Annotated in this window: 12 protein-coding genes; 10 read left to right on the top strand and 2 right to left on the bottom strand. The window is 34.1% G+C overall.

Going from position 1 to position 17,779, the window contains the following annotated elements:
- Positions 1–214 precede the first annotated feature (214 nt).
- The 8 genes from M666_RS17450 (at position 215) to M666_RS17415 (ending at position 11,865) form a co-directional block, all read left to right on the top strand.
- A complete protein-coding gene (locus M666_RS17450) occupies positions 215–3,316 on the top strand; it encodes a SusC/RagA family TonB-linked outer membrane protein (protein WP_029445156.1) in 3,102 nt (1,033 codons plus the stop codon).
- A gap of 21 nt (positions 3,317–3,337) precedes the next feature.
- Positions 3,338–4,786: a RagB/SusD family nutrient uptake outer membrane protein gene (locus tag M666_RS17445; protein WP_024481288.1), complete on the top strand. Its 1,449-nt coding sequence runs from the start codon at positions 3,338–3,340 to the stop codon at positions 4,784–4,786.
- A 16-nt stretch (positions 4,787–4,802) separates the two neighbouring features.
- Positions 4,803–6,725 (top strand): PKD domain-containing protein, encoded by a 1,923-nt coding sequence (locus tag M666_RS20875; RefSeq protein WP_081977612.1) that lies wholly within the window; start codon positions 4,803–4,805, stop codon positions 6,723–6,725.
- A 192-nt stretch (positions 6,726–6,917) separates the two neighbouring features.
- On the top strand, positions 6,918–7,832 hold the full coding sequence (locus M666_RS17435) for a polysaccharide lyase family 7 protein (RefSeq protein ID WP_024481286.1): 915 nt from the start codon (positions 6,918–6,920) through the stop codon (positions 7,830–7,832).
- Positions 7,833–8,044: 212 nt separating this feature from the next.
- The gene (locus tag M666_RS17430) at positions 8,045–8,764 is read left to right on the top strand and encodes a FadR/GntR family transcriptional regulator (protein ID WP_029445157.1); all 720 of its coding nucleotides are present in this window, start codon (positions 8,045–8,047) and stop codon (positions 8,762–8,764) included.
- Between the two features lie 194 nt (positions 8,765–8,958).
- Positions 8,959–10,266 carry an MFS transporter gene (locus M666_RS17425; RefSeq protein ID WP_029445158.1) on the top strand — a complete coding sequence of 436 codons (1,308 nt, stop codon included), beginning with the start codon at positions 8,959–8,961 and terminating at the stop codon, positions 10,264–10,266.
- A gap of 50 nt (positions 10,267–10,316) precedes the next feature.
- On the top strand, positions 10,317–11,081 hold the full coding sequence (locus M666_RS17420) for an SDR family NAD(P)-dependent oxidoreductase (RefSeq protein ID WP_024481283.1): 765 nt from the start codon (positions 10,317–10,319) through the stop codon (positions 11,079–11,081).
- 28 nt (positions 11,082–11,109) lie between these two features.
- Entirely contained in the window at positions 11,110–11,865 is a 756-nt protein-coding gene (locus M666_RS17415) for an SDR family NAD(P)-dependent oxidoreductase (protein ID WP_029445159.1), read from the top strand.
- A gap of 67 nt (positions 11,866–11,932) precedes the next feature.
- On the opposite strand, the gene M666_RS17410 is transcribed toward M666_RS17415, so the two are convergent.
- Positions 11,933–12,955, bottom strand: a complete 1,023-nt coding sequence (locus M666_RS17410) for a LacI family DNA-binding transcriptional regulator (RefSeq protein WP_029445160.1) — start codon at positions 12,953–12,955, stop codon at positions 11,933–11,935.
- A gap of 155 nt (positions 12,956–13,110) precedes the next feature.
- On the opposite strand from M666_RS17410, the gene M666_RS17405 reads away from it, so the two are divergent.
- On the top strand, positions 13,111–14,157 hold the full coding sequence (locus M666_RS17405; protein WP_024481280.1) for a sugar kinase: 1,047 nt from the start codon (positions 13,111–13,113) through the stop codon (positions 14,155–14,157).
- A 17-nt stretch (positions 14,158–14,174) separates the two neighbouring features.
- The gene (locus tag M666_RS17400) at positions 14,175–15,395 is read left to right on the top strand and encodes a 6-phosphofructokinase (RefSeq protein ID WP_025615550.1); all 1,221 of its coding nucleotides are present in this window, start codon (positions 14,175–14,177) and stop codon (positions 15,393–15,395) included.
- Positions 15,396–15,553: 158 nt separating this feature from the next.
- Here the strand turns inward: M666_RS17400 and M666_RS17395 are convergent, their stop codons facing one another.
- The gene (locus M666_RS17395) at positions 15,554–17,773 is read right to left on the bottom strand and encodes a TonB-dependent receptor (RefSeq protein ID WP_029445161.1); all 2,220 of its coding nucleotides are present in this window, start codon (positions 17,771–17,773) and stop codon (positions 15,554–15,556) included.
- Between the last annotated feature and the right edge of the window lie 6 nt (positions 17,774–17,779).

The following is a 17,779-nucleotide window of genomic DNA, read 5'->3' as shown; positions in this document are numbered from 1 at the left end:
AGGCTTTTGACCCATCCTCCTTTATTAAATCACTTCTTGTCGTAGGGAAGTAAGTAAGAATACATTAATTGCTTTACAATAAAATGCTATATCAAAAATAGTAATTTTAAATATAACTTCTTCATTGAAATTATTGTGATCTCGTAAAGCAAGTACCATAGGAGCTATTATCCTAATGAATTAACTCAATTGTACTAACGTAACAAAATCACAAATGAATTTAAAAACTAAACTTTTATTAATAGCAATAACATTGCTTAATATTTCGCTTTATGCGCAGGACAGCTACCAGTTGAAAGGTGTTGTTTCTGATGCTAATAACGTGCCAATTCCAGGAGTAAATGTTGTGATCCTGAATACTACCACGGGAACTTCTACAGACTTTGATGGTAATTATGAAATTAGGGTAAAAGAAGGGGCTGTATTAAACTTTTCATATATTGGATATACGGCTAAGCAAGTTATTATCTCAAACCAACAAAATTTAAATGTAACCTTAGTAGAAGACGCTAGTCAGTTAGATGAGGTTGTTGTAGTTGGTTATGGGACACAAAAAAAGTCAACAATCACTGGTTCTATTTCTAAAGTAACTAATGAGAAATTAGATCAAATTGCCGTTTCAAGGGTTGATGATGCACTTATTGGTCAAGTATCAGGGGTGAATATTCAAGCAACAAATGCAGAAGCGGGTGGAGCTCCAACCATTACAATTAGAGGTGTTGGTTCTGTTAGCGCAGATTCTGGTCCTGCACTTGTAATTGATGGTGTTATTGTAAGTTCAGAGTTCCTAGGAAACATTGATATGAATGATGTGGAATCTTTTGAGGTTCTTAAGGATGCTGCTTCTGCAGCTATTTATGGTAGTGAAGGCTCAAATGGTGTTATTTTAATAACAACTAAGAGCGGTAAAGCTGGTAAAACTAAATTTAGTTACCAAACCTACACGGGTTATAAGAGCGCTCACGGGAGTGATGATTACAGAAAGAGTGTTTCAGATTGGGCGGCTAAAGAACAAGCAGCAACAGGTACGCTATCTGGGGAAACCCTCTATGCTCAATTGTTAGTAAATACTACTGGAGTTGACAGAGATTGGCAAGATGTCTTTTTTGATGGAGGTACAGTAACTAGTCATTCGTTTTCTGCAAGAGGTGGTACAGAGGATACTAAATTTAGTACTTCGTTAAGATACTTACATGATGAAGGCGTTGTAATCACCGATGATTATAAGTTATATACTGCAAACTTAAAAATTGATACTAAACTAGGCAAAAAGTTCAAATTTGGTCTTGCGGCTACACCTTCTTTTACTAAGCAAAGAGTTTTGCCAACGTCTATTCACAATCCATTACGTCAATCGCCATGGCTTCCAATTTACCATACGGAAGAATCATTGCAATTTATTGATCGTGGAGTATATCCTGATGTCGGTGTTGGAGATTATTTCTATGAGAATCATTTAGTGAACTTAGATTTGGATAATGACGGTAATACAGAGAGACCACGAACTTCAGGTGATTCTAATCCATATGCTCAATATGTGGAAAGAGAACATTATGAAAATAATACTAAATTGTTTGGGTCTACTTATTTAAGTTATAAAATTTTGGACGGTCTTACGGCTAAGACTTCATTAGGTGTAACGATAGAGCAAAGAAAGAGAACAAGATGGGATGGTACTGAGCATCATGCCTCTGGTAATAGCAGGGCGCAATATAATTTACAAAATAGATTCAGATTAAGGACTGTTTTGGATAATACCTTATCATATAGTAAAAATTTCGGAGATCATGATTTAGATTTATTAGCAGGAACAACAGTTCAACAGCGAAAAAGTGAAAACAGCGAAGTTACGGGTAATGGTTATACTAATGACTTACTTAAAAACTTACAAGGAGCTACAGCAGTTTCTGAGTTTCAAGAGATAAATACAGAATTAAGAAAAGTAGGATATTTTGCAAGATTAAATTATGCGTACAAGGACAAGTATTTATTTAATGCTTCATTTAGACGTGATGGAAGTTCTGTTTTTGGTATCAATAATAAGTATGGTAATTTCCCAGCGGTATCTGTAGGTTGGAATGTGGCTAAAGAAAATTTCTTATTAGATAGCGAAGCTATTACTACTTTAAAATTCAGAGCTAGTTATGGTTTTACAGGTGCTGAAAACTTTAACGTTGGAGATGATAATATAAATTTATATCCTTATTTGGCATTGTTAAATAATTCTAATGCGGTAATTGATGGTAATGTTGTTACAGGTGTTTCTCCATTAAATATTGCTAATGCTTTTTTACAATGGGAGGCTTCTGAAGAATTAACGATTGGTTTAGATTACGGATTTTTAAATAATAAAATTTCTGGTTCTTTAGATTATTATAAAAGAACAAGTAACGATTTATTGTTAGAGAACCCTGTGTCTTATGTTACAGGTTTCAGTAGTGGTATTGTTAATTTAGGTGAAGTTGAAAATTCAGGATGGGAATTTGAATTGAGAACAAAAAACATCTCGAGAGAAAATTTCAAATGGAATTCTACATTTATTGCATCAACTAATAAAAATGAGTTAGTTAGTTTTGGTGATTCAAATAACGCTTTAATTGAAGATGACTACGGAAGAAATTCTCAGTGGATTAACCGAATTGGAGAGCCTATTTCCTCTTTTTGGGGTTATGTTGTAGACACAGATGCTTATGATGAAACATCATTTAGAACAACTTATGTTGACAATCCGTGGAATAGAATTAATGGAGAAGCGGAAGATACAATTGTTAAAGATTTAAATGGCGATGGTATAATTACAGCAGAAGACAAAACTATTTTAGGAGATCCTTACCCAGATTTAGTATATAGCTTTACCAATGAATTTAAAGTTGGAAACTTCGATTTTTCTTTTATGCTACAAGGAAGTGTAGGTGCTCAAGTAAATAATATTGGTGATCAATATTTTTACAACTGGTTTGGAAATGGTACTAGAAGTGGAGGGGCTATACAAGCTGTAGCAGACGGACTTATATCAGATGTATCTTTTATACAAGAAAAAGTATTAACAAGTGAAGTTATCGCTAGTGCTGATTATTTCTCACTACGTAATGTTAACATGGGATATAATTTTTCAGGTGATACCTTAGATAAAATAGGCTTACAAGGTTTAAGAATATATGCAACGGCTCAGAATTTAGTATATATAACTGCGGATGACTATCATGGTTTCAACCCAGAACATGTAGATAGTTCTAATCCTAGAGCTTATGGAGCTCAAAGGGCAGGAACTCCTATATTTAGTACTATAACGTTAGGTCTTAACGTAGATTTTTAAACTCTAATACATAAAATAATTATGAAAAATATAAAATTTCTAATATTTGTTATAGCAGGTTCTGTTGTCATATCCTGTAGTGACGATTTTTTAAATCCCTTACCAGAAACAGCTATTGCAGTTGAATCGTTTTTTCAATCGGATGATGATGTCTTAGCTGGTATATTTGGTATTTATGATGCGCTTCAAGGAGTTAATGATAATACCGAGAGTAGCGAAGCTAATTTTAATAGAGGTGTACAGTTTGAGCATCTTTTAACAGAACACCGTTCTGATAACACTAAGACACAAACTTTAGAGGGGTCAAAAGCTGATTTCCATAGATATGTTGTAGATGCTACAAATGTAGAATCTGAGGATTATTATCAGTCGATGTACGAAGTTATATTTAGAGCGAATAATATCCTGACTTTTATTGATATAGCAGATGAGGTTAACCAAGCTAAATATAGTGGAGAAGCTAAATTTTTACGTGCCTATGCTTATTTCAATTTAGTAAGACTTTATGGAGACGTACCATTGGTTACAGAGGTAGTTGGACCAACAGAAACAGAAGCTCTTTTTACTAGAATTTCTACTGTAGATATCTATGCGCAAATAGAAGATGATCTTTTAGATGCAATTAATGCCTTGGATAACTCATCAAAAGCTAGAGCTTCTAAGGCAGCTGCACAGGCACTATTAGCTAAATCTTATATGAGTCAGCCAACACCAAATTATTCAGATGCGAAGCTTTTATGTGAATCAATAATTAACAGTAATGATTTTGCTTTGGAGGATAATTTTTCTGATGTCTTTTATTCAGAATTAAATAACGAAATCATTTTTGCTATTCAATATCAAAGCGGGAATGCTCTTGAGAGTCAAGGGTTTTCAGCAGAATTTACTTCTACCGTTCGTCAAGGTTCTGATGATGGTCAGAATATAGTTAATGATAATTTGATCACAGACTTTACTTCTTTTGGAGGAGTAAGAAGTAGCCAATCATATATTACATTTCCAACGCGTAGTGAAGTTATTAAATTCTTGCCAGATGGGTCAGATATTTCTGTTTTTCCACCAACTTATGGTGATAATGCACGTAATGCAGGTAATGATTATATAGCTATTCGTTACGCAGATGTGCTATTAATGCACGTTGAAGCTGCAATTGGATCAGGTACTAATACGAATGATGGTGGAGCATTAGTTTCCTTTCAAAAAATAAGAGACAGAGCATTTCCAGAGACAGCACCTAATATTATCTCGAGTGTTTCTAAATCGGAATTGTTAATTGAAAGGCGTGTTGAATTAGCATTTGAAAATCAACGATTTTATGACCTTTTAAGATTTGGCGTTGCAGACGAAGTGCTAAGTGCTCATGCCGCAGAAATGGGGTATATATTTACAACACGTTCTTTACTGTTGCCAATTCCAGCAAGCGAGATCAATTTAAGTGGAGGATTATTAACACAAAACCCAGGTTATTAATTTTAAAAAAACGACTATGAGTTATAAAATAAATTTATTGAGTAGGACAAAATTGTTGTTCTTATTTCTTGCCACAATGAGTATTCTTACTGGTTGCGTTGGTGATGAACTATTCAGAGATGCTTTGCCAGATTCAAATTCTAAAGTAGATACTGTTTTTCCTGGAGCTAATTTTTCTTATGCATCATCTTCAGATGATTTTAGAACAGTTAATTTTAGTAATTTATCTTCAGAAGCTACTAATTTTATATGGAATTTTGGAGATGGTAATACCTCTACAGATAAAGATCCATCTTTTACGTTTGAAGCAGGAGAGGGTACTTATCCAGTTACATTAACAGCAACAGATGGAAATGGAATTACAGGCACTACTTCTATAGATGTTTTAGTTGTAGAAGGGCCATTTCAACCAGTTATTTTAGAACCGGGATTTGAAGATCTTAGTTTACCTGATGGAACAGGAGATGGTCGTGACTCATGGAGAGCAGACTGGAGTGATGAAAGAGCTATTTTTGGCATATCTGGTAGTCCAGTAACTTTTGGGGATCAAGCTGCTAAATTAGAAGTAAGTAGTGCCCGTCAAGGATACCAAGAAATTGTTGTAGAAGCAGATACCAACTATGATTTAACTTTCTGGTATACGATGACAGATTCATCGGCTGATCCATATGCAATAGTTGCAATTGTTGGTGTTACTGAATTTGGTCCTATTGGTAGTATTGCAGACGCAGAAGCAGGTGTTATAGCTTCGGTTACAGTTAGTGATACGTCTGAGCCTTCAACATATGTACAGGAAAAATTATCATTTAATTCTGGAAATAATAATGTAGTAGCAATTTATTTCTATAATGATGCGAATGTCGAAACTAGATTTGATGACTTTGATATTGAAATAGGAGTTGCGGGTGCATTGCCTCCATCCGTAGGATTTAGTGCTGCTCAAAGTACTGAAAACTTTTTAGAATATGCTTTCACAAATTCATCTACAGATGCTACCAGTTATCTTTGGGAATTTGGCGATGGAAATACTTCTACAGAAGAATCTCCAACACATATATACGATACTGCGGATACATATACGGTAACTATGACTGCCACAAATGATTTAAATTTATCTGCTAATTTGAGTAGAACCATTGATATTCAGGCACCAGTTACAGCAGGTTTTACATTTGAGGTTGATGCAGTAGATTATAAAACGTACACTTTTACTGATACTTCTGTAGATGCGGTTACTTTGTTATGGGAATTTGGAGATGGTTTCCAATTTACAGGAATGAATCCTTCACATACCTATGAAGAGGATGGCACTTATGATGTAACCTTGACAGCAACCAGTGTTACAGGTAATACAGATGTGATTACAGAACAATTGATTATCTCTGAAGGTTTTGTTGTGAGGGTCCTTAACGGTGATTTCTCAGATGGTACTTCCAGTTGGAAACCATCCATCTTTACAGGAAGTAACAGTAATGCTTTCAATACTAGTTCTGATGGTGATACATTGGATTATAGTGGCGCAGATACGGGTGTTAAAACACCAGGAGCAAAATATACAGGAACTTCGAGCATGGTTGGGCCTCTAGGAAGCTTATCTAGAACTTCTGATTCAAGAGCTGCTTATCAAGAGATTACAGTAGAGGCTAATAAACAATATGAAATAGAATTTAGTGCAGCTATCACTAACAGTGGTGATGCAGTTTATGTAGAAATATTAGATGGTTGGTTTAATGGTGTTGGAGAAGATGCTTTTACTAGCTCTACTGTTAATGGTCCATTGGCAAGAGCTGTCGTAGATGTTGCTAACGGCAAAGCTAATTTCACTGTCGGTACGGATACTTTTACAGCAAACTCTAGTGGACAGGTTACTATTTGGATGTATTCTTTAACAACTGCAGATGCTTGGGTGGATAATATTAAAGTTACCGAGGTCGAATAATACCTTTAGATTATAATTTGTTAACGTAAGGAGTATATTGATTTTTTATAATACTTCTGAAGTATTTTAATAATTAATTATCTATTAATTGATAAAAACCACCTAGTCGCTATAATTAGTACTAGGTGGTTATATTAAAAACGGATTTAAAAGAATAATAGTTTATTCACAGGTTAATATCCAATCAGTCAAATGAAAATGTTTCAAAAATATATTGTATTTGTTTTAATAGTTTTTTTTGTTGCTATAAATGTACATAGTCAAACTACAAGGGCTGTACAGCAAACAAAATCAAAAACGGAGGTTAAGAAAAACAAGAAAAATAAGAAGAAGAAAACAAAAATTTCAAAAATTGATTTAAGTCATTGGAAAGTGACTTTACCTGTTGCAAATGATAAAGGGAAGCCAATTGAATTAGAGTCTCCTGAAATTTTAGATTATGCAACTAATGAAAAAGTAAAACCTTACTTCTATAATGATTCTACAGATGGTTCAATAGTATTTTACGCCTTTCCCAATACTACAACGGCCAATACAAAATATTCAAGAAGTGAGTTAAGAGAACAAATGGTCCCTGGTGATAATAACACCAATTGGACTTTTGAGCAAGGTGGTCGAATGAAAGGTAAACTTGCTATAGAAGAGGTTACGAAAGATGCTGATGGAAAATATCATAGAGTAATTATCATGCAGATTCATGGTAGATTAACCAATGAGCAAAAAGAATTAATAGGGGCAAAAGATAATAATGCTCCTCCCATATTGAAAATATATTGGGATAAAGGGAAGATCAGAGTTAAGACTAAAGTATTAAAAAATAAATCTGTTAATAATACAGCAATCTTACTGGATGACGCTTGGGATGATGATGAAGGGTATAATTTTCCAACAGAAGTAGGTTTTAGAAAATTTACTCTTGAAGTTAAAGTAGAAAAAGGAAAAATGGTGATTATTTTGAATAATTCAGAATATGCCGTTTATGAAGGTATTGATATAAATAGGTGGAATATTTTTGAAAACTATTTTAAAGCAGGTAACTATTTTCAAAGTAAAGATGAAGGTTCATATGCAAAAGTGAAGTATTACGAACTAGAAGTATCGCATTAAAAGGCTATTACATATAAAAAAAATATATAAAAAGAGTTTGAGTTAGTTGATTTAAGGAGCTTACTGGCTTGATTTACAGGTCAGTAATTTCTTTTTTAAAGCAGTTAAAATGAGTTTGTTTTTAATGTGAATATTGTTTTTTTAGTCGAAATATATTTTATAATTTTAACAAACCAATCTGGTTAACCAATTTTAGAAGCCATTTTATTATTATGAAGTTAGAAATTATCACCAAAACTGAAAATCAAGATATTCAAAAAGGGATTATTGCGAATATACGAGAGCTTATAAGTTATAAGAATCTTGAGCCTGGAGATAAATTACCTTCAGAAAGAATGCTTTCAGAAAAATTTGGAGTTAGTCGTAGTAATCTTCGTGAAGCGATTCAAAAATTAGAATTTTATGGGATTCTAAATTCTAAGCCGCAGAGTGGAACTTTTATAGCAAATATTGGAGCTATAGCTATGGATGGTATGTTAGAAGATATTTTAAGACTAGAGGAGCCAGGTTTTAAATCTTTAGTAGAAACTAGAATTTTATTAGAATTAAAAACAGTTAGATTGGCAGCTTTACGCAGAACAGAGGAGGATCTGAAGGTTTTAAAAGAGGCTATAGATGCTTATGAAGCTAAAGTTAGAGCTGGTAAAGATGCAGTTCAGGAAGATTTATTATTTCACTTGGCCATTGCCAGAGCTAGTGGTAATAGTTCTATGAACACTTTCATGTTAATCATAACACCAGAAATCATAACAAACTTTGAAAAATATCACGTATGTGATAGCAATCAATCATTATTAGGAATTCAAGAACATACGGAAATTTACGAAGCCATTAGAGATCAAAATCCGCAATTGGCAAAAGAAAAAATGAAAATACATTTTAAGACATTATATCAATATTGCTATAATACCGATGATATAAAAATAGACTAAATGCATGGCGCAGGTATTTAGAAATTACACAGAGTAGGCTGCGTTAAATAGCGAAGTATTTTTTTGAGAAATAGCTGACTTTTAAAAACATTGTTTTTATTAGCTAGGGTTTTAATTTCTTTTTTTAAGATTAATATTTTTTAAATAACTGATTATCAACTAATTAAATTAGTAATAGTAATAATTCAAAGCATATGAAATTAAAAGGATTAAGATGGTGGGTTGTCGCTTTAATAGCACTAGCAACGGTCATTAATTATATAGATAGGCAGTCTTTAACTGTGTTATGGCCGCAAATTTCTAAGGACCTGTTTCCAGATGAGTCAGATTTTGAACGTAAACAAATTTATTCTACTATATCTGTAATATTTGTTTTTTCTTATGCATTTGGGCAAGCCATTTTTGGTAAGATTTTTGACTGGATTGGGACTAGATTGGGTTTTGTATTATCTATAGGGGTTTGGTCTGTAGCTACTGCTTTTCATGCAATAGCGGGTTCGTTAACTAGTTTTGCAATATTTAGATCAATTTTAGGAATTGCTGAGGCGGGAAACTGGCCTGGAGCTGCAAAAGGAAATGCAGAATGGTTCCCAACTAAAGAAAGAGCTCTTGCTCAAGGGATATTTAATTCGGGAGCAGCCATAGGTGGTATTATCGCAATACCAATTATTGCCACTTTGACTATATTTTTTGATTGGAAAATGATTTTTGTAATTATTGGATTAGTTGGTTTATTATGGCTTATTCCATGGTTATATTTAGTGAAGAGTCCACCAAAAAATCATCCTTGGATTACAGATAAAGAGCGCGAATATATTTTAAGTGGACAAAGAAATCAAGATTTAGATGAAGATGGAGATCCTGATGAAGGGTACACTCCTAATACCGTAGAATTATTGTCTAAAAAACAAAGTTGGGGTGTAATTATTGCTTCTGCAGCCATTGATCCAATATGGTGGCTTTTTGTTTTTTGGATTCCAATTTATTTGTCTGAAGTGTATGGTATGGATGTTAAGGGCATCGGTATTTATGGGTGGGTACCTTATGTAGGTGCTATGTTAGGTGCATGGTTTGGAGGATTATTTGCTCAGAATCGTTTAAAAGCAGGATGGTCTGTAGACAAAACGCGTAAAACAGTAATTACTATTGGTTGTTTAATAATGCTACCTTCTTTATTAGCAATGGCTAACCCAGGAGAACCAATTGTAGCGGTTTTAATTATGGCAGTTATATTATTTGGTTTTCAAACGGCAATAGGTAACGTACAAACCTTACCAAGTGATTTCTTTGGAGGTAAAACAGTAGGTACTCTTTCCGGTTTTTCTGGTATGGCAGCAAAATTAGCAGTGGCAGGTTTAACGTCATTAGTTCCTTGGTTGACTAAAGGGGGGAATTATACACCAGTCTTTGTTATTGGGGCTGCTTTGGCAATATTGGCATTAGCAAGTGTTTGGGTATTATGTGGTAAAATAGAACCTTTAAAGCCAAAATTAAAAGCATAATAAAATAGAATAGTTTAAGTGAATTAGTTTTAAATATAAAAATGAGTAAAATGAGTGAGAATAAAGGAAAAGTAGCTGTAGTAACAGGTGCAACTGGTGGTATTGGATTTGAAGTAGCTAAAAGATTAGGTAAAGACGGGTATACTGTAGTTTTAAATGGTATCGAAGATGAAGCAGGAGCAAAAAGAGTTGAAGAGCTTAAAGCAGAAGGTATTACTGCTGAATATTACGGGTTTGATGTAACTAAAGAAGAGCCTGTAACTGAAAACATTACTGCTATCGGAAATAAGTATGGTAGAATTGATGTTTTGGTAAACAATGCAGGTGGTTTAGGTGGTAGATCTAGATTTGAAGAAATGACAACTGAATTTTACAGATTTGTTATGGCTTTAAACCTTGATTCTGTATTTTTTGCTTCTAGAGCAGCAATTCCTTTCCTTAAAAAAGGAGAGCACCCTTCTATAATTAACTATACATCAAATGCAGGTTGGACAGCAGGTGGTCCAGGAGCAGGTATTTATGGTACTTCCAAAGCAGGTGTTCATGCTATAACTAGAGCATTAGCTAAAGATTTAGCGGAATACGGAATTAGAGTAAATGCAGTTTCTCCAGGAACTATTGATACTCCTTTCCATGCACAGATTAAAGCAACTAAGCCAGAAGTTTTTGCTTCATGGGCAAATAATATTATGTTAGGAAGATTAGGTCAGCCAGAAGATGTAGCTGGTGTTATTTCTTTCTTAGCAAGTAAAGATGCTTCTTTTATTACTGCTGAAACTATCCAAATTGGTGGTGGTCAAGCTTTAGGAATCTAATATTGAAATCTATTTATAAAAAAGGATAATGAGTAAATTTGAAGGTAAAGTAGCGGTTGTTACAGGAGGTTCTAGAGATATTGGTAGAGCTATATCAATTAAATTAGCAAAAGAAGGCGCTAAAGTAGTGGTAAACTACAATAGTTCTGAAACTGGAGCTAATGAGACGGTAGCAGAAATCAAATCTTTTGGAGGTGAAGCTATTGCTGTTAAAGCTGATGTGTCTAAATTAGAAGACATCAAAAATTTAAAAGCAAAAACAATTGAAGCATTTGGAGAAAATGTACATGTTTTAGTTAATAATGCTGGTGGTCTTTTTGCACGTAAAACGTTGCAAGAACTAGATGAATCATTTTATGACTTGCTTATGAATGTTAACTTTAAGTCTACTGTATTTGTAACGCAAGCCTTTGAACCTTTAATGAGTAAAGGATCAGCTATCGTAAACCTGTCTTCGCAAGCAGCAAGAGATGGTGGTGGTGGTGGATCTTCATTGTACGCTTCTTCTAAAGGAGCTGTAACTACATTTACTAGAGCAATGGCAAAAGAACTAGGTCCTAAAGGAATTAGAGTTAATGCCCTTTGTCCTGGTTTAATAGGTACAAAATTTCATGATGACTTTACTAAAGACGAAATTCGTGTTAAAGTAGCGGCAGGAACACCTTTGCGAAGAGAGGGCTCTGCTGCTGAAGTAGCAGATTTAGTTGCTTATTTAGCTTCTGATGAAGCATCATTTATCTCTGGAAATAATTTGGATATAAATGGAGGATTAGCCTTTAGTTAATCATTATCTTTTAAAGTCTTAAAGCTACAAGCTTAGAAATTTAATTTCTTGCTTGTAGCTTTTTTTATTACTTAATTTTAGAGGAATCTCTAATAATTAGCTCGGCTTGTAAAATTTGCTTATGAAGTGTTTGTTTTAAATCTGTTGTGTCAACATGTTTTAAAAAGGTTTCTGCTGCCAATTTACCAATTTCCGCACTATGTTGGTTAATACTAGATAGAGTAGGAGTTACCATTCCCGTAAATGGTTCATCGCCAAAGCCAACCAGAGCAATATCATTTGGGACATCAATATTATTTTCTTGTAACACTTGTAAGGCACCTAATGCCGCATAATCACTAGCAACGTATACCGCATCGGGTCTGTCTTCTAAATCTAGTAGTTGCTGCATTTTTAGTCGACCATCTTCTGTAGTTAGACTACTTTCTATCAACAAAGCATCATCTGTAGGTAGCTTGTGCTTCTTGATGGCATCAATATAACCTCTAATCCGGTTATTAAAAATTCTAGTATGCCTGTAACCGCCAATGTGTGCAATTCTTTTACAGCCTTGCTGTGTTAAGTGTTCTATAATCATGTGGCTACTATCATAATCGTTAATCCCAATATAATCTACATTTAAATCATTCTCACCACGATCAAATAATATAAGCGGAATACCTTTTGATTTGATTTTCTCAAAATAGTCTAAATTAGTAGTTTCATTGGCCATGGAAGCTATGATACCATCTACTTGTGTAAAGAGTAAAGTGTCAATATTTCTACATTCTTTTTGATAGGATTCATTCGATTGCGTAATGATAATATTATACCCTTTTTTATTAAGTACCTCTTCTATATTTTGAATAACAGAGGAGAAAAAGTTACTATTGGTTCTAGGAACAACAACACCCACTAAATTACTCTTCCCTCGTCTTAAAGCACTTGCAAGATGATTAGGCTGATAATTTAACTCTTTAGCCACTTTTTTAACCGCCTCTTTCGTTTTTGTACTAATTCTAGAATCATCGTGTAATGCTTTAGAAACCGCTGCAGTAGAAATACTTAATGCATTTGCAATATCTTTTATTGTAGTTTTTTTATTTGCCAACTTTTTCTATATTTGCTTAATCGATTAAACAAATATATTGTAATTAAGTTAGGGAATCAAAACTGCTTTAGTATTTAAGAGGTTTTGATTTTTATTTACAGCGTTGCTTAATCGTTTAACTAAAGTGATATTTAATTTAAAACAATACCCAAAAAATGAAAAAAGTTGTAACGTTCGGAGAGATTATGCTTCGTTTAGCTCCAGAAGGATTTTTAAGATTTTCACAAGCTAGTAGTTTTGATGTTGTTTACGGAGGTGGTGAATCTAACGTAGCAGTATCTTTAGCTAACTATGGTGTTCCGGTAGATTTCGTAACGCGTTTGCCAAAGAATGATATTGGAGAATGCGCAATGATGGAAATGCGTAAGCGTGGTGTAGGCGTTGATAAAATTGTATGGGGTGGTGACCGTTTAGGAATATATTTCCTAGAAACAGGAGCAGTATCTCGTGGTAGTAAAGTGGTTTATGACCGTGCACATTCTGCAATTTCTGAAATTAAGCCAGGTATGGTAGATTGGAAAGCTGCTTTTAAAGATGTTGCTTGGTTTCATTGGACAGGTATTACGCCAGCTATTTCTCAAGGAGCGGCAGATGCATGTTTAGAAGCTGTTAAAGTAGCAAGTGAAATGGGAGTTACTATTTCTACGGATTTAAATTATAGAGCAAAATTATGGACCTACTGTGATGATGCTCATAGAGAAAAAGTAATGACGGAATTAACGTCTTATTGTGACGTTGTTTTAGGGAACGAAGAAGATGCAGAAAAGCATTTCGGAATTCACCCTGAAGGTTTAGACGTGCATAAGAATGGTCATGATGTAAAAGCAGAAGCATTTTTATCTGTATGTAAGCAAATGATGGAGAAATTTCCAAGAGCTAAGAAAGTTATTACAACTTTAAGAGGTTCTATTTCTGCTTCTCATAACACATGGGCGGGTGTTTTATATGATGGTACAAAGATGTACGAAACTCGTCAATACCAAATTACAGATATCGTAGATAGAGTAGGTGGAGGAGATTCTTTCATGGGTGGATTAATTTATGGTCTTTTAAAGTACCCTGAAGATGATCAAAATGCATTAGATTTTGCTGTTGCAGCTTCTTGTTTAAAACATACGATTAAAGGTGATGCTAACTTAGCAACTGTTTCAGAAGTTGAAAAACTTATGGGTGGAGATGCTTCTGGTAGAGTAGCTAGATAATTAACAAAAAGATATAAATGGCTTCTAAATCTATATTAATTATTTGTGGCGGAGGCCCAGCACCGGGAATTAATGCTGTAATAAGCACAGTTGCTAAAATCTTTTTAAAAGATGGATACCGAGTTTTAGGCTTGCACGAAGGCTTCAAAGGAATTTTTTCTGATAAGCCAGAAATTAAAGAGTTCGATTTTGCACACGCAGATCGTATTTTTAGTCGTGGTGGATCAACACTTATAATGAGTAGATTTAAGCCAAGTGATGAGAAAATCAACACAGAACTTTTTATTCAGAATAACGTAAAATTATTAGTTAGTATAGGCGGTGACGACACCGCCTCTACGGCTAATAGAATTACAACGTATCTTTCTAAAGAAAATATTTCTATAGCCAATATCCATGTGCCTAAAACTATAGATAATGATCTTCCTTTACCTGATAGAAATCCTACTTTTGGATTTCATTCAGCAAAAGATGAAGGTGTTAGAATAGGAAATACTACGTATGAAGATGCGCGTACCAGTCAGAATTGGTTTGTGATGTCTACCATGGGTAGATCCGCCGGTCATTTGGCTTTTGGTATTGCTACAAGTTGTCATTTTCCAATGATGGTTATTCCTGAAATGTTCAATAACACAGAAATTACCTTTGATAAGGTAGTGCGTTTGATTATTTCATCGATGATTAAAAGAAAAATAGAAAACATTAATTATGGCGTAGCTTTAATTAGTGAAGGTGTTTTTCATATTATGCCAGATTCAGAACTTGAAAATTGTGGTATTAATTTTACTTATGATGATCATGGTCATCCAGAGCTTGGTAACGTAAGTAAATCGCATATTTTTAATATGTTAGTTCAGCTTAAATTAAAAGAGCTTGGAATTAGTATCAAAAGTAGACCAGTAGAATTAGGTTATGAACTTCGGTGTTGTCGGCCAATTGGTTTTGATTTAACCTTGTGTACCTTATTAGGGTTGGGGGTTAAAAAACTATATGATGAAGGTATAAGTGGTTGTATTGTTACGGCCAATTCTAAAGGAGAAGTAAGTCCTTTGTATTTAAAAGACTTACAAGATGGTGAGGGGAAAATTTCGCCTCGTTTGGTAGATATAAATTCGGAATTTGCAAAGCTATGCTTCCAGAATCTACATTATTTATCGGAGGATGATTTTGATAAGGCTAAAGAATACGTGGCGCATCCTGAAGAATATTATTTTAATAACATTTTAAAAGAAGCTTAATTATAGTCGATTTTGCTTTAATAATACCCGTTTGGAACCTCAAGGTTATTAAGCGGAATATCTCTAGTAGATCTACTAGATAATTTTTTTGAGAATTTAACTAATAAGAGCGCTGAAACTTTGGTTTCGGCGCTCTTTGCTTTAATAAAATCTAAAAGTTATAGAGGTACGCTAATACCAATACTAATATTTCTTCCAATATTACCTATAGCATCATATTTTAAACGAGATAAATGCGATACATAGTTTTTATTTAGCAAATTATTACCACTAATTCTCAGATCCATTGGATTGTTGAATATGGTTACAGTACCTCCTAATCCAACGCTTAAAAGATTATATCCTTCTGTAGTTGTTTCAAAAAGGCTTATTTTATCTTGCTGAAAAACAGACTTTAAGGTGATGAAGGTATAGCCACTAGTGATCCATCCATTACGCTTGGTAAATTCCCCTCTTAATGTGTTGGTGATACTATTTGCAGGAATTAACGGTAGATTATCTCCATCCTTTAATTTCCCGCGAACGGTTTGAAAGCTACTTTCAAAATGCAACCAATCTAAAGGATGCGGATGAATATGAATTCCTGCTTCTCCACCGTACAAATAGGCATCTTGTTGGTTGTATACAAATACTTGATTTTCGTCTATTTCATCGCCATTAGGAGCAATAAATACATAATCATTTATAGTATTATAAAATCCATTTACAAACACCTCAAAATGCTGATTTTTGTATTCTAATGCAACGTCTGTCTGTAAGTTTTGCTCATTTTTTAAATTAGTATTTCCTATTTCGTATCTATTTGTGCCTTCGTGTACGCCATTTGAAGTCAATTCAGCAAGATTTGGGGCTCTAAATCCTGTAGCCAGATTCACTCTAGCAATGAGGTTGTCAGCGAAGTTTGCTTTATAGCCTAAAGCTGCGTTAAAACTGCTAAAATCTCTATCTAGAGCGGCGATATATCCTTCTTCTCCTGAAATACCATTGGCATCACCCTTAATGGTTCTATGATCGTAACGTAAACCTACTTGAATATCATTAAAATCATTTAAATGTATGTGTGAGGTACCAAAAAAGCCAATATCATTTGTTATCGCATCAGGAACTAAAAGCTCTTCACCAAAATTGCTATTAGTTTGGTGAAGTCCTTGAATACCAACAATAGTTTCTAATGGTCCGTATTTCGGAGTATGATATTGGACATTATAATTAAAAGTATTCAAATTCATATGTAATGCGGCACCATCTTCGCCTTCTTCAAACTCTTTTCTAATATTAGAGGTATATCCTAAGGTAACGTCCAGACTTGAGGCGTCAAATAGTAAGCTACTTTTAGAACTTAAAATATGGTTGTCTATAGTTTGGTTGGGTTCTATAGGTGAGCGGTCGGTACTTTGATTACCAATTTCTTCAGGGATTCCTAAATTGGAATTATTATAGTTGTAACGTACTTCCGTTTTAAAGTTTGTAGCTTGGTAACCAATACCAGTTTTTATATCATATTCTTTAAATCTAGAATTGGTTACGCGTTCATTACTACCTGTTTTGTAATCGGTATGAGTAGTTAGCGCTCCACGAAGTAAAAATCTGAAGTGTTCTGTAGCAGCTTTAACTCCTGCATTTGCAGTTAGGCCTTGTGTGTTCGTAAAATAATTTAAGTTAATATCTCCTTCAGTAGAATTGGGTAACGAGAATTTTTCAGGATTTAAATAGAGAACACCTCCCATGGCATCCGATCCATAGAGTAGGGAAGCAGGGCCTTTTATAACCTCAATACTTTCAATTCCTGCATCATTTACGCCTAAACCATGCTCGTCTCCAAATTGTTGGTTCTCTAGACGTATTCCTTGGGTATATACCAACACTCTATTGGCATTCAAACCTCTAATAACGGGTTTGCCTATACCAATACCGGTAGAGACACTTTCTACACCTGCAATACGTGCTATCCCATCAGCTAAGGTTATAGAGCCCTTCGTTTTCAAATCGGCAATATTTGCATATTCTACTTTCATGACATTTTCACTTTGTAATTTGTGAAAAGGAGTAGAAACAATAATTTCTTCCATTTCAATGGCACTTTCGTTTAGTGATAGATCATAGGTTTCTTCTGTACTATTTATGGAAATAGATTTTGAGACCGTTTGATATCCTATATACGACACTACAATTTTGTAAGATCCAGAGGGTAAATTTGATATTTTATACACCCCTCTAGCGTCTGTAATAGCACCTTTTTCTAATTGAGGGAAATAGATAGAAACTTGTTCTAAAGGCAGGTTGTTATTTACATCTGTTACTGTTCCTGTAAGTGAGTTTTGTGAATAGACAAAACTACTTAACATTGCTAAAAGCAATGTGAAATATATTTTATTCATATACTA

Source organism: Cellulophaga baltica 18, assembly GCF_000468615.2.
Lineage (GTDB): Bacteria > Bacteroidota > Bacteroidia > Flavobacteriales > Flavobacteriaceae > Cellulophaga > Cellulophaga baltica.
The sequence above is the reverse complement of the archived record's forward strand: the minus strand, read 5'-3'. Positions and strand labels throughout refer to the sequence as shown.

Coding starts and splice junctions, on each gene's coding strand:
- M666_RS20875 (WP_081977612.1), top strand. CDS start 4,803: ATGAGTTATAAAATAAATTTATTGAGTAGGACAAAATTGTTGTTCTTA.
- M666_RS17435 (WP_024481286.1), top strand. CDS start 6,918: ATGAAAATGTTTCAAAAATATATTGTATTTGTTTTAATAGTTTTTTTT.
- M666_RS17415 (WP_029445159.1), top strand. CDS start 11,110: ATGAGTAAATTTGAAGGTAAAGTAGCGGTTGTTACAGGAGGTTCTAGA.
- M666_RS17450 (WP_029445156.1), top strand. CDS start 215: ATGAATTTAAAAACTAAACTTTTATTAATAGCAATAACATTGCTTAAT.
- M666_RS17395 (WP_029445161.1), bottom strand. CDS start 17,773: ATGAATAAAATATATTTCACATTGCTTTTAGCAATGTTAAGTAGTTTT.
- M666_RS17445 (WP_024481288.1), top strand. CDS start 3,338: ATGAAAAATATAAAATTTCTAATATTTGTTATAGCAGGTTCTGTTGTC.
- M666_RS17425 (WP_029445158.1), top strand. CDS start 8,959: ATGAAATTAAAAGGATTAAGATGGTGGGTTGTCGCTTTAATAGCACTA.
- M666_RS17400 (WP_025615550.1), top strand. CDS start 14,175: ATGGCTTCTAAATCTATATTAATTATTTGTGGCGGAGGCCCAGCACCG.
- M666_RS17405 (WP_024481280.1), top strand. CDS start 13,111: ATGAAAAAAGTTGTAACGTTCGGAGAGATTATGCTTCGTTTAGCTCCA.
- M666_RS17430 (WP_029445157.1), top strand. CDS start 8,045: ATGAAGTTAGAAATTATCACCAAAACTGAAAATCAAGATATTCAAAAA.
- M666_RS17420 (WP_024481283.1), top strand. CDS start 10,317: ATGAGTGAGAATAAAGGAAAAGTAGCTGTAGTAACAGGTGCAACTGGT.